Genomic DNA, 12,928 nt, shown 5'->3' on the forward strand with positions numbered 1-12,928 from the left:
AACATTAAGAATTAATAAATTCTTTTAAAACACCAACGACATAATCTAACTCTTCTTTGGTATTATAAATACTAAATGAAAAACGAACAGAAGGTTGTTTTAATTTATCTTCATTTAAGATAGCGGTTAGTACATGAGACTGTTGACTGCTACCACTTTGGCAGGCACTACCTTTAGAACAAGCAATTCCTTTTAAATCTAGTTGAAATTGTAGCATTGGAGCTTTCTCTGGTGCAATTGGTAAGCACACATTTACTAATGTGTATGTACTACTAGAGAACTCATCACAACCACCATTAAAACTAACCGTTGGCATGGCTACTTTTAATTGTTGAATAAAATAACTTTTAAGATCTGTTACATAGTTCTTCTCAATCTCTAAATTAGAATAAGCTATTTTAAGTGCTTCATCCATACCTGCAATATTGTGAGTAGACTCTGTACCTGCCCTATAGCCTCTCTCCTGCTCACCACCAAAAATCAAAGGTTTTAAACCCGATTCTTTTCTAATAAAACAAAAACCCACTCCTTTAGGTCCATGGAATTTATGCGCACTGGCGGCTAAAAAATCAATATTAATGTCTTGTAGATCTAACTTGTAGTGTCCCACAGATTGAACTGTATCAGTATGAAACAAAGCATTATAAGTTTTACAAAGTTCACCAACATGCTTAATATCTAAAATATTACCAATTTCATTATTAATATGCATTAAGCTAACCAAGGCTTTATCACTAGACTGAAGTAATTGTTTTAAATGCTCATAATCAACGTGTCCACAAGCATCTATATTTACATATTTTATTTCGACATTATATTCTTTTTGCAATTGTTCTGCCGTATGTAAAACAGCGTGATGCTCTATTTTAGAAGTTATAATTACTGTAACTCCTTTATCTCTAACTGAACTGCGCAAAGCCAAATTATCTGCTTCAGTCCCACCCGATGTAAACACAATCTCAGCAGCAGAAATATTAAAATAACTAGCAATATTATTACGACACTGCTCTAAAAGCGATTTAGAAGACCTACCAAAACTATGTGTTGATGACGGATTACCAAACTGTTCTTGCAGTACTTTTATCATTCGCTCTACAACTTCTGGTCGTAAAGCTGTAGTTGCCGCATTATCAAGATATATTGCATTCATGTAGAGTTTTTTTTTTAAGACTAATACTATTGTGTCGTTTATTTTTATGATGCAAAAATATCGCAAATAAAATTATTTAGATAATGGAGCGTTATAATTTTACAAATCTGTTATTTTTGTTTAAAATTGAATCTATGTTACGTCGTATATATATAATACTTTTTTTAGTAGTTTTTACAGCTTGCGACGACGGTGATATTATAGTTGCAGATTTAAATTTTGATCAAGAATTAGATAGATGTGATAATTTTGAAGATTCTTATTTAATTTTTGATACTAGGGTAGATCCTAATGAATCCTTATCACTGATTATTCCTAAAGATGATGCTAACGAATTATTATTTACGGAACCTACTCCAATTGATGAGCCCACTTTGTTCACAATTAATGAAAACACCATACGGTTTAACTATAGAATTTATAACAGAGCTGTAATTAACTCAGATTTATGCACTGTAATACCACCTGCAGATTTAGATATTAAAGCTGATTACGAAGCACCAACTGGTGATGTAATTGTAACTGTCACTATAGAAGATGACGATAACGATGGTGTACCTACAGAGTTTGAAGGCAGAGGCGAGTTAGATGAGAATGGTGAATATAGTAATGCAGAAGATTTTGATTTAGATGGCATACCAGATTATTTAGATGAAGACGATGACAATGATAACGTAAAGACTATTGATGAAATTGATAATACGAATATAGATGGCGATAATAACCCAACAACAAATCCTTTAGATACTGATGGAAATGGAAATCCAAATTATTTAGATGCAGATGATGACGGTGACGGTACACCAACACGTTTAGAGGACGAAAACGGTGATAAAATACCACAAAATGATTCAGTAGTTAATGCAGATGGTATAAATGTAGTAAGGTATTTGTATGATGGTGCTACTGAACCTTTCTCTGATCCTGGTTTTATTGCTAATGAATACAGAAGAACGGTTCGTACGAGGTTTCTAATACTTAATGTAAGCTTAGGACCTGTTGGTGCTACAGAAATTGAGTTTGGGACTTTCGAAAGTGTTATCGAAGATTATCCGAATTCTTTGGTGGATTAATACTCTGCATTCTGAAAAACTCTAACTTCGGTAGCTCCAACACCATAAGTTTTATAATCTGCGTCATAGAATTTAATATTATCATAACGTCCAAAAAGCGTTTCTAATTCTTGTTTTAAAACACCTTCTCCTACTCCATGTATAAATACAATTTTAGGAATGCGTTTTTTTATAGCAAATTCTAACTGCCGTCTTGCAGTATCCATTTGAAGATTTAGCATGTCGTAATTAGTCATGCGTTTTGTAGATTCCGTTAAATTATGAATATGCAAATCGACCTCAAACTTTGGTGCACTTCGCTCTTTTGGTTTTACAGTTGGTACCGTTCTTCGTTTTTGAACTTCCTTTTCTCGCTTTACAGCTTCTATATCCGAATTGTAAATAGAATTCTCAATGGTAGTCTCATTAGCAGAAAGCATAAGCTCTTTAGCTTCAAACTGAAACTCAAAACCGTCTTCGTCTTCAATAGAAATTTCATTATGAGATACTTTGATAACAATCCCTATAATATTATCATCAATAGTTTCTACTCTATCACCAACTTTAATTTTCATGCTCTTCTTCAGTTTCAATAAAAGTTTCCTCTTCTTGCTTGTCGTATTTACTCGGAATATTTCGAGATGTTCTGTAGATTCCAAACATTAGTAAAACAATACCTCCCATTAATAAATATAGATTTTGTTTTTCTTGTGCTTGAGCGTACAGTGCAACTAAGCCACCTGCTAGTATACATATAAAGTTAATAAGCCTTGAGATATTCATAATTCAAAATACTAATTAGACTACAAAAATACGGTTTACAATAATTTATACTTATGATTCTAAATATATTTAGTAAATCCTTAAATTTGTTCTTATGTTTTTAATCACAAAAGGTCTAGAAGATTATATGTTACCCTGCCTAAATAAGAAGTTTTTAGGTTTTGAATGCATGGGTTGTGGTATACAACGCTCTGTGTCATTACTAACAAAAGGCCAGCTTGTTGACGCTTTTTTAATGTATCCTGCTATATATACACTTATAGGTATGTTTGGGTTTATTATCATAAACAGTTTTAAACATTTTAAATATGGAACTAAAATAATTACTATATTGGCTATTGTTAATGTCGTAATTATAATTAGTAATTTTTTACTTAAACTTTATCTCAAATAATTTTTTTATGGAACAACAAAAACTCAATCCCACAATCGTCTATGTATTATCAGTTTTAGGAATACTTTGCTGTTGCGTTCTTGGAGCAGGTATCATACCTTCTGCTATCGCATATTTTATAGCAAAAAGTAATTTACAAAAAGCTAATAATGATATAGATGCCTATGAAATAACTAGCGTAAAGGGAATGAATACAGCACGTATTGTTGCATTGGTAGCAGTAGTTATAAATGTATTAATGATTGCTAGAATGATCTACGTTATTTCAACTGTTGGTTGGGATGAAATGACCGAGCAAATTATGAATGCTGTTGAGGAAGCTCAACAAGCTCAAGGTCAATAACAAGTATTATAAATCATAAAAAAGCGATTTTCTTAATTGAAAATCGCTTTTTTTATAGTCTAAAATTCTAGATAAATTATTTTTCAAATTCCATTAAAGTCTTTGTAATAATAGATACACAATCTAACAACTGGTCTTTTGTTATCACCAATGGTGGTGCAAAACGAATTATATTACCATGTGTTGGTTTTGCTAGTAAACCGTTATCTCGTAAACGCATACAGATATTCCAAGCGGTTTCGCTGTCTTCTGTATCGTTAATTAAAATAGCATTTAAAAGACCTTTACCTCTAACCCCATTTACGATAGAACTTGTTTGAATAAATTTTGATAATTCTGCTCTAAATAATTCGCCTAATTCTTGCGCATTATTTGCTAACCCTTCATCTTTAACAACTTCTAAAGCAGCTATACCAATTGCTGCTGCAACAGGATTTCCACCAAACGTGCTTCCGTGATTTCCTGGCTTAATAACATTCATTATAACATCATTAGCTAAAACTGCTGATACTGGATATGCTCCACCAGACAAAGCCTTACCTAATATTAAGATATCTGCTTTTACCTCTGGAATACTAGAACAATGCTTGTCTGTACAACTACAATTACCACAAGTTGCTAATAAACGACCTGTTCTAGCGATACCTGTTTGCACTTCATCTGCGATAAATAAAACATTGTGCTTTTTACATAAGGCTTTTGCTGCTGCTAAATACCCTTCACTTGGCACATAAACCCCAGCTTCACCTTGTATTGGTTCTACAAGAAAACCAGCAACATTCTTATTAGTATCTAAAGCGTCTTCTAAAGCGTTTAGATTATCATATTCAATTTTAATAAATCCTTTAGTATAAGGTCCAAAGTTTTTACGCGCTACAGGATCATTACTAAATGAAATTATGGTTGTTGTTCTTCCATGGAAGTTGTTTTCGCAAACAATAATTTCTGCTTCATTCTCTGCAATACCTTTAACTTCATAAGCCCATTTTCTACAAAGTTTTAAAGCAGTTTCAACAGCTTCAGCACCAGTATTCATTGGTAAAAGTTTATCGTAGTTAAACGTTTCTGTTGCGTATTTCTCAAACTTACCTAACATATCGTTGTAGAATGCTCTCGATGTTAAGGTTAGCGTTTGTGCTTGATTAGTCATTGCTCCAACAATTTTTGGGTGACAATGTCCTTGGTTTACAGCAGAATATGCAGATAAAAAATCGTAATACTTCTTACCTTCTACATCCCAAACAAATACACCTTCACCTCTACTTAATACTACAGGTAACGGATGGTAATTGTGTGCTCCATACTTGTTTTCTAAATCTATCGCTTGTTGCGATGTTAATTGGTCTAAAACAGCCATTTTAAAAATAATTTAATAAATGAATAAAAATATCCATTCCTTATCTACCTTTATCCTTTCGAAGCGTCGAAAATTCAGCGTGGGAAAGAAATCATCCCTGAAGGTTTGCAAAATACAAATAATACTGCTGATTTAAAACTTAGTCTGAATCTTTTGATGACAACGACAATACCTGAAGTTCTAATCTTTTCATTTCTCGTATAATCGCTTTCTTATCCATTTGCATCCAGGAGAATAACTTTAGCATACTCGAACCTAAGATGCATAATGTTCCCAAAAAACCCCATTTAATAAGATCATTTGTCGCTTCAACCTTAAAAAATTGAATTGTACAATAAATAAAGAGTCCAAAAAGAAGGACTTGGACAATACTCATTACAATAACAATCCAACTGTTCTTGCCTGAAAAAATACCCGACACCATTTGTAATAGGTTTTGTTCTTCTAAATCATCATAGAATTTAGCTTCTTCTTGCGTTAGTGTTTCTTTAATTAATTGGTCTATGTCTTCTGTATTAGTTTTCATATTTATATTTTTTTAAAATTGTTTTTAATTTTTCTCTAGCATAAAATAATCTAGATTTAGCTGTCCCAACAGATATGTTCAATAAATCGCTAATCTGTTTTAAACTATAAGATTCAATATAGAAAAGCTTCACTATTATATTTTGATGCGTTGGCAATGCATTAATAGATTTCAGCAATTTCTGCTTCAAATTTTTATTCTCATTGTAATCTTTTGTTTGGTCTTCAATATCGATTGTAGTTCTAATATTTATTTGTTGTTGTTTTGATTGCAACCGTAACCAATCTGTAGACTTGTTACATACAATTCTATAAGACCAATACTTAAATTGTTTTGGGTTTTTGAGTCTATCTATTTTATTGATTATGACTAGCCAACTTTCTTGTGCTATATCTTTTGCAACATCTTTATCCTTTACTAACCAATACGATTTATCACAAAATAGCTTATGCCATTTCTTTACCAATTCTACTAATGCAGTTTTATCACCATGTTGAAGTCTCTTTACTAAATCCTCATCTGTATCTTTATTGTTTAACTCCATAAATGGTGACTTCTAACCTAAAGACGTAGAATAGTTTAAAAGGTTCAAATTAAATGTGAATCTTATTAAAGATAGTTTAATTTTACTGTTACACCTAGGTGCAACTATTTATTAAATTGCAGTTATATTTGCACTCTAATTTTGTATAAATGCCAAAGAGAGAACGCAATAAATTTGTAAAACGAGGAGAGGTCTTAGAGCTCTTAATTGAAGATTACGCTTTTGGCGGAAAAGGAATTGCTCGTATTCGAAACGAACATGGTGAATTTGTAGTTTTTGTCCCGAATACATTACCTGGTCAGCTTGTGAAAGCACAAGTAAAAAAGTCTAGCAAAAAATATGCTGAATGTAAGCTATACGATGTTTTAAAACCTTCGGAAGATGAAGTAGAAATGCCTTATCAAGATATTCCTGGTGCTCCCTACATGCAATTACCAATAGAAAAACAACACGAGTATAAAAAGCAAAGTACATTAGAGTTATTTAAGCGTATTGGTAAAGTTGTAGATATAAAAGATAAGTTTGATGAATTTGTAACTTCGCCAAACACTTTCCATTATCGTAACAAAATGGAATATGGTTTTTCTGCTATTGGCTACAATAGGGAATTAAAAACCGATGTCGATGAATTTACGCTTGGCTTTAAAAGACGCGGTACTTGGTGGTGTGGTGATAATCTAAAAAGAGATTCTGGTTTATTTGATGCAAATTTTGAAAATCACATTAAAGACATAAAAGAATATTGCGAAGCTACGGGTTTAGCACCTTGGCATGCACCTAAAAAAGAAGGGTTCTTTCGTTATTTTGTAGTTCGTAAATCTTATAAGACTGATAAACTTTTATTTAATTTGGTAACTACTTCTTATGATTTACCAAAATTCGATTTAAACAAATTCGCTAACTATCTAGTGAAATTATTTGGAGAGCGTGTTGCAGGATTACTACACACAATTAATGACGAAGTTGGAGACCGAACTATTGCTACAACTGGAAGTATTAACCTTATTTACGGCAAGGATAAAATTGTTGAAGAACTTTTAGGCTTAAACTTTGAAATTAGCATGAAAAGCTTTTTTCAAACCAATCCCAAATGTGCTGAGAAACTCTATTCTAAAGTAGTAGATTATGCCTTAGAAAATAAAGATGCTATTGATAATACGGTAGTCTTAGATTTATTTTGTGGTACTGGGACTATAGGTCAAATTATTGCAAGTAAATCTTCTAATACAAAAATTGTAGGTGTAGATATTGTTGCTGCTGCAATAGCTGATGCTAAAGAAAACGCCAAACGAAACAACATAGAGGGTTTAGAGTTTTATGCTGCTGATGTTGGTAAATTTTTAACCGAACATCCTGAATACACCAATAAAATAAGAACCATTATTTTAGATCCTGCTAGAGCTGGTATTGCGCCAAAAACTCTTAATAAAATAATAAACCTAAATGCAGAGCGTTTGGTTTATGTATCTTGTAATCCGGCAACACAAGCCAGAGATACAGAGCAACTAATGCAAGCTGGCTATGACATTAAAAAACTAAGTTTAGTAGATCAATTTCCGCATACTGCTCATATTGAAACTGTTGTGTTATTTGAGAAAAAGTAAATGAAAAACATAAAATTCTTAATTCTTATCTTAGCTATTGCTCTAATTAATTGCGAACGCGATGATATTTGTGCAGACACAACGTCTACCACTCCGCGTTTAATAATAGAATTTTACGATGCTACAAGTACAGATGATTTAAAAACTGTCCCACGATTAACTGTTTATGGTGAAGGCTTATTTACAGATGAGAATGGTGTTACAACAGAACCAATAGAACCTTCTGATAAAATAGTATTAGCCCCAAATGGCATAAGCGGCACATTCAATAGCACCAATTATTTATTCAATAGAAATAGTAATACTATAGAGTTACCATTAAAAATAGAATCTGAAAACTCAACGGTAACATCTCGTTTTATTTTAGAGAGAAACACAAATTTAAGACTTGATGAAAATACATCTACAGACTCTAACATAGACATTCTAGAAATCTCTTATATACCAGAATTTGATTACGTATCTAGAGCATGTGGTTATAAAAGCATTTTTACGAATCTTATTGTTACTCGTGAAACCGATAATGATAACTGGATTAGCATAGTCGAAGTTTTAAATTTAGTAGTTGAAAACGAAAACACAGTACATGTACGCATCGAACATTAGAAGTGCTCTGATTTTGTTATTGTTTTCTACAATGGCATTTGCACAGGAAAAAACAGAAAAAGCTAAAGATACTTTGGTTTACAAGCAAAAATACGGACTACGATTAGGTACTGATATAAGTAAATTAGGTAGGACTTTTTTAGATGATAATTACACTGGTTTTGAAATTATGGGTGACTATCGCTTGACTCAAAAAATGTACTTAGCTGGCGAAATTGGGAATGAAGAGCGTACTTTAAGCAATGACGTTTTAAGTAATACGACTAAAGGAAGTTATTTTAAAGGTGGTATAGACATTAATATGTTTAAAAACTGGCTAGATATGGAAAACTTAATTTATGTTGGTTTCCGTGTTGGTGCAAGTACATTTAGTCAGACTAGAAATAATTACAACGTCTATAATGTTAATAACCAGTATTGGAACGAACAAATATCAGTTGAAGAAAGTCAGGAATTTAAAGGCTTAGCAGCAGTTTGGGGTGAAGTTCAATTTGGTTTTAAAGCTGAAGTTTTAAATAACCTTTTCGCTGGCTTAAACATTCAATTAAAAGTATTAGCATCTGAAACTGAACTTGACGATTACGAAAATTTATATATACCAGGTTTTAACCGAACATTTGACAGTGGTAGATTTGGTGTAGGTTTTGGCTTTAATGTATCCTACTTAGTACCAATCTTTAAAAAAGATAAAATTGTGATTCAAGAAAAAGAGGTTGAGGAATAAATAATCCAAATCAGAAATTATAACAACTAAATCCCAATCTATTTTCGAAAAGGAACCACCTTGCTTTTAATAGTAAGATCATCGCGATTCTGATGAAATAATTCACTACCTTTTCTTTATCAAATTAATTCTTATGGATAAAGAGACAATTGCAAATTTACTTGAAGCCAAACATTCTAATTTAATAACTTGGCTAGAGCAACAACCTAATGACTCTTGGACTGAAGGTCCTGAAGGAAAATGGACTACAGGACAGCAAGCACAACATCTACTTCAAAGTATTATAACACTTAACAATGCATTGAGTATGCCAAAATTCTTATTGCGTTTTAAATTTGGTAAAGCAAATAGGTCTGTTAGAGATTTTGATGCTGTAGTAAAACGTTACCAAGAACGATTAGAAGACATAAAAGGCAAAACTTTTAAAGGTTCACAAAACATGAAAGTACCGACTCTCAACGAAAAAGAATACATTCTTAATAGATTACAAACTGAGCATAAAAAACTACAATACAAAACCAGAAAGATTAGTGATGAAAATTTAGATACTGTAGTGTTACCGCATCCACTAATGGGCAAAATGCCAGTTCGTGAGATTATTATGTGGACAGCGCATCATGTTGAGCATCATACTGATACTTTGAAAAGCAATTATTAATGTATTAGATTTCTTAAAACAAGTGAATAATTTACTCCCAATAAAAATTACAATTTATAGATAAAAACATAGACCCATCGACAAATTATCATCCAAGAGAAATTCCATATATTTTAGTTTATGTTACAATGAATAATATTATTGATAAATGAATTTTTATTAAAAAGTCATTAATATTTGCTTAAAAATAATCTATCCCAAATAGCTCAAAACATTAGCCTCTATCCTATTCTGTATATCACTAACATCACCTTTCACAAAAGTATCTCCTGTAATATTTTCATAAAGCTCAATGTAACGCTCGCTAACTGTCTCAATGTATTCATCACTCATAAAAGGAACGGTTTGTCCCTCTAAACCTTGAAAATCGTTGGCTATTAACCATTGTCTTACAAACTCTTTAGACAATTGCCTCTGCGCTTCTCCGCTATCTTGACGTTCTTGGTAACCATCTGCATAAAAATAACGCGAAGAATCTGGAGTGTGAATTTCGTCTATCAAAACAATTTTTCCGTCTTTAGTTTTCCCAAATTCGTATTTGGTGTCAACTAAAATTAAACCGCGTTCTGCCGCGATTTCTGTTCCGCGTTGAAATAATTTTCTAGTGTAATCTTCAAGAACAACATAGTCTTCTTCAGAAACAATACCTTTTGCTAAAATGTCTTCGCGAGAAATATCTTCATCGTGGTCACCCATTTCGGCTTTTGTCGCTGGTGTAATTATTGGCCTTGGGAACTTGTCATTTTCTGTCATACCTTCTGGCATTACGACACCGCAAAGCATACGTTTACCTGCTTTATATTCGCGAGCTGCATGACCAGACATATACCCTCTTATAACCATTTCTACTTTAAACGGGTCGCATAAATAACCAACTGCCACATTAGGATCTGGTGTTGCAACCAACCAATTAGGTACTAGGTCTTCGGTTTCAGCCATCATCTTAGTAGCAATCTGATTTAGGATTTGCCCTTTGTACGGAATTCCTTTTGGCATTACCACATCAAAAGCACTCAACCGATCTGTAGCAACCATTACTAATTGCTCATCGTTAATATTATAAACTTCTCTTACTTTTCCTTTGTAAAGACTTTTCTGATTCGGAAAAATAAAATTGGTATCTATTATGGTTTTACTCATAAAGTTTATTTGTTTAAACGTTTATTAGTTTATCAATTCGAGTGTTTCGATTTATTTGTCGAAATGTATCGAGAACTAATCCCTATTCTCAATACTCTTATAAGCCTCTATGACTTTCTTTACTAATTTATGACGAACCACATCTTTATCATCGAGATATATCATTCCAATACCTTCTACATTTTTAAGAACTAAAAGTGCTTCTTTTAGTCCAGAAATTGAACGTCTTGGTAAATCTACCTGACCAGGATCTCCCGTTAGTAAAAACTTAGCATTTTTACCCATACGGGTTAAGAACATCTTCATTTGTGCGTGGGTGGTATTCTGACCTTCGTCTAAAATCACAAAAGCATTATCTAATGTACGTCCTCGCATAAAGGCCAATGGTGCAATCTGAATCACTCCTTTTTCTATATAACTTCCTAATTTTTCTGCAGGAATCATATCACGCAATGCGTCATACAAAGGTTGCATGTAAGGATCTAATTTCTCTTTTAAATCGCCTGGTAAGAATCCTAAATTCTCACCAGCTTCAACCGCAGGACGCGTTAAAATAATTCGCTTAACTTCTTTATTTTTTAAAGCCTGTACAGCTAGTGCAACACCAACATAGGTCTTACCCGTACCTGCAGGACCAATAGCAAAAACCATATCGTTTTTACGAACAAGCTCAACAAATTTTCGCTGATTTGCAGTTTGCGCTTTAATTAACTTTCCGCCAACACCATGCACTATAACTTCTCCACTTTTAGAAGATGTTTTATAGTCCTCACTACTGTTGCTAGTTAGTACTCGCTCAATTACATTTTCGTCGAGTTTATTATACTTGGCAAAATGCTTTAAGAGCATGGTTATTCTAAGATTAAATTCTTCTAAAAGTTCATCGTCACCGTAGGCTTTAATTTTATTACCTCTGGCAACAATTTTAAGCTTTGGAAAGTATTTTTTTAGAAGTACTATATTGGCATTTTGCGCACCGAAGAATTCTTTTGGAGTAATTTCTTCGAGTTCTATGATAAGTTCGTTCAAAAGCGTGCTTTATTTAATGTGTTAATCTATTTTCTTTTATTAGTTTTGTGTAACAACTGGTTAAAAACAAAGCTAGCAATTTTACAATTATAATTCTTAAAAAAATATCAACAATTAATCCATGGCTATAATCACTTTAACGACTGATTTTGGAGAAAAGGATCACTTCGCTGGTGCCATAAAAGGTGCTATTTATAGTGAGCTTTCGGATATAAGAATTGTAGATGTTTCGCACTCAATCTCACCTTTTAATATTTCTGAAGCCGCATATATTATTCTAAATGCTTACAGCAGTTTCCCTAAAGGAACGATTCATATTATAGGAATCGACTCCGAGTTAAATGCTGAAAATAAGCATATTGCAGTAAAATTAGATGACCATTACTTTATATGTGCAAACAATGGTATTATGAGTATGATTTGTGCTGAAATAGCACCAATGAAGATTGTTGAAATTAATATACATGATAAGATTGAGACTAGCTTTCCTGTTTTAGATGTTTTTGTAAAAGTTGCCTGCCACATTGCGAGAGGTGGAACACTGGAGGTGATTGGAAAAGTTATTAACACCATTAAACCGATTAAAAATTTAATTCCGTTTGTAAATGATGAACAGAATCAAATTATAGGTAGTGTTATTTATGTAGATAATTATGGAAATGTAGTAACCAATATAAAGCGTAAGTTTTTTGAAACTATTCAAAAAACTAGAGACTATGAAGTATCTGCTAGAAATCATAAATTTAAGAAAGTGCATAATAAATATAGTGATATAATAAATTTTGAGTTAGAAGAATCTAAACGAAATGATGAAGGTAAAGGCTTAGTTGTATTTAATTCTTCTAGCTATTTAGAAATAGCAGTGTATAAGAGTAATTGTAGCACAGTTGGTAGTGCTTCTACTTTAATGGGATTAAAAACTATGGATACCGTAACGGTTAACTTCACTAAAACTTAAAGCTTTGTTAGTAAGAATTGTAAAAATGAGTTTTGAACCCTCTAAGATTGAAGAATTCTT

16 protein-coding genes are annotated in these 12,928 nt (G+C 32.4%); 8 read left to right on the forward strand and 8 right to left on the reverse strand.

Translation table 11 applies throughout. The annotated features are described in order from the left end of the window. Positions 1-4: 4 nt before the first annotated feature. Positions 5-1,150: a cysteine desulfurase family protein gene (locus B2U95_RS12385; protein ID WP_296316850.1), complete on the reverse strand. Its 1,146-nt coding sequence runs from the start codon at positions 1,148-1,150 to the stop codon at positions 5-7. A gap of 134 nt (positions 1,151-1,284) precedes the next feature. On the opposite strand from B2U95_RS12385, the gene B2U95_RS12390 reads away from it, so the two are divergent. Continuing rightward, positions 1,285-2,223: a hypothetical protein gene (locus B2U95_RS12390; RefSeq protein ID WP_296316851.1), complete on the forward strand. Its 939-nt coding sequence runs from the start codon at positions 1,285-1,287 to the stop codon at positions 2,221-2,223. Here B2U95_RS12390 and B2U95_RS12395 read toward each other — a convergent pair. Together B2U95_RS12395 and B2U95_RS12400 are read right to left on the reverse strand one after the other, a co-directional pair. Continuing rightward, entirely contained in the window at positions 2,220-2,777 is a 558-nt protein-coding gene (locus B2U95_RS12395; RefSeq protein WP_296316852.1) for a Smr/MutS family protein, read from the reverse strand. The two genes, B2U95_RS12390 and B2U95_RS12395, sit on opposite strands and share 4 nt — an antisense overlap. Then, on the reverse strand, positions 2,767-2,985 hold the full coding sequence (locus B2U95_RS12400) for a hypothetical protein (RefSeq protein ID WP_296316853.1): 219 nt from the start codon (positions 2,983-2,985) through the stop codon (positions 2,767-2,769). Before B2U95_RS12400 ends, B2U95_RS12395 begins: the two co-directional genes overlap by 11 nt. Positions 2,986-3,079: 94 nt before the next feature. Here B2U95_RS12400 and B2U95_RS12405 point away from each other — a divergent pair, with 94 nt between their 5' ends. Both B2U95_RS12405 and B2U95_RS12410 read left to right on the forward strand, forming a co-directional pair. Beyond that, positions 3,080-3,379: a DUF2752 domain-containing protein gene (locus tag B2U95_RS12405; protein ID WP_296316854.1), complete on the forward strand. Its 300-nt coding sequence runs from the start codon at positions 3,080-3,082 to the stop codon at positions 3,377-3,379. 7 nt (positions 3,380-3,386) lie between these two features. After that, positions 3,387-3,722 (forward strand): CCC motif membrane protein, encoded by a 336-nt coding sequence (locus tag B2U95_RS12410; RefSeq protein WP_296316855.1) that lies wholly within the window; start codon positions 3,387-3,389, stop codon positions 3,720-3,722. A 76-nt stretch (positions 3,723-3,798) separates the two neighbouring features. Here the strand turns inward: B2U95_RS12410 and rocD are convergent, their stop codons facing one another. The 3 genes from rocD to B2U95_RS12425 all read right to left on the reverse strand — a co-directional run bounded on the left by rocD (position 3,799) and on the right by B2U95_RS12425 (position 6,149). Further along, a complete protein-coding gene (gene rocD / locus B2U95_RS12415) occupies positions 3,799-5,079 on the reverse strand; it encodes an ornithine--oxo-acid transaminase (RefSeq protein WP_296316856.1) in 1,281 nt (426 codons plus the stop codon). A 139-nt stretch (positions 5,080-5,218) separates the two neighbouring features. Continuing rightward, positions 5,219-5,605, reverse strand: a complete 387-nt coding sequence (locus B2U95_RS12420) for a DUF6768 family protein (RefSeq protein WP_296316857.1) — start codon at positions 5,603-5,605, stop codon at positions 5,219-5,221. After that, positions 5,595-6,149 (reverse strand): RNA polymerase sigma factor, encoded by a 555-nt coding sequence (locus tag B2U95_RS12425; protein ID WP_296316858.1) that lies wholly within the window; start codon positions 6,147-6,149, stop codon positions 5,595-5,597. Before B2U95_RS12425 ends, B2U95_RS12420 begins: the two co-directional genes overlap by 11 nt. A gap of 149 nt (positions 6,150-6,298) precedes the next feature. On the opposite strand from B2U95_RS12425, the gene rlmD reads away from it, so the two are divergent. From rlmD to B2U95_RS12445, 4 genes are all read left to right on the forward strand, one after another. Continuing rightward, positions 6,299-7,753: a 23S rRNA (uracil(1939)-C(5))-methyltransferase RlmD gene (gene rlmD / locus B2U95_RS12430; RefSeq protein ID WP_296316859.1), complete on the forward strand. Its 1,455-nt coding sequence runs from the start codon at positions 6,299-6,301 to the stop codon at positions 7,751-7,753. After that, complete coding sequence (locus B2U95_RS12435; protein WP_296316860.1) at positions 7,754-8,359, forward strand: DUF6452 family protein; 606 nt, start codon at positions 7,754-7,756, stop codon at positions 8,357-8,359. After that, the gene (locus B2U95_RS12440) at positions 8,340-9,083 is read left to right on the forward strand and encodes a DUF6048 family protein (protein ID WP_296316861.1); all 744 of its coding nucleotides are present in this window, start codon (positions 8,340-8,342) and stop codon (positions 9,081-9,083) included. The genes B2U95_RS12435 and B2U95_RS12440 overlap by 20 nt, the downstream gene beginning before the upstream one ends. Positions 9,084-9,216: 133 nt before the next feature. Further along, complete coding sequence (locus tag B2U95_RS12445; protein WP_296316862.1) at positions 9,217-9,741, forward strand: DinB family protein; 525 nt, start codon at positions 9,217-9,219, stop codon at positions 9,739-9,741. A 192-nt stretch (positions 9,742-9,933) separates the two neighbouring features. Here the strand turns inward: B2U95_RS12445 and B2U95_RS12450 are convergent, their stop codons facing one another. Together B2U95_RS12450 and B2U95_RS12455 are read right to left on the reverse strand one after the other, a co-directional pair. After that, the gene (locus B2U95_RS12450) at positions 9,934-10,881 is read right to left on the reverse strand and encodes a phosphoribosylaminoimidazolesuccinocarboxamide synthase (protein WP_296316863.1); all 948 of its coding nucleotides are present in this window, start codon (positions 10,879-10,881) and stop codon (positions 9,934-9,936) included. Positions 10,882-10,956: 75 nt separating this feature from the next. Next, positions 10,957-11,910: a PhoH family protein gene (locus B2U95_RS12455; RefSeq protein WP_296316864.1), complete on the reverse strand. Its 954-nt coding sequence runs from the start codon at positions 11,908-11,910 to the stop codon at positions 10,957-10,959. Between the two features lie 121 nt (positions 11,911-12,031). Between B2U95_RS12455 and B2U95_RS12460 the strand changes: the two genes are divergently transcribed. Continuing rightward, entirely contained in the window at positions 12,032-12,868 is an 837-nt protein-coding gene (locus tag B2U95_RS12460; protein WP_296316865.1) for an SAM hydrolase/SAM-dependent halogenase family protein, read from the forward strand. Positions 12,869-12,928 lie beyond the last annotated feature (60 nt).

The sequence above is a fragment of the Winogradskyella sp. UBA3174 genome, from assembly GCF_002364335.1.
Classification (GTDB): Bacteria; Bacteroidota; Bacteroidia; order Flavobacteriales; family Flavobacteriaceae; genus Winogradskyella.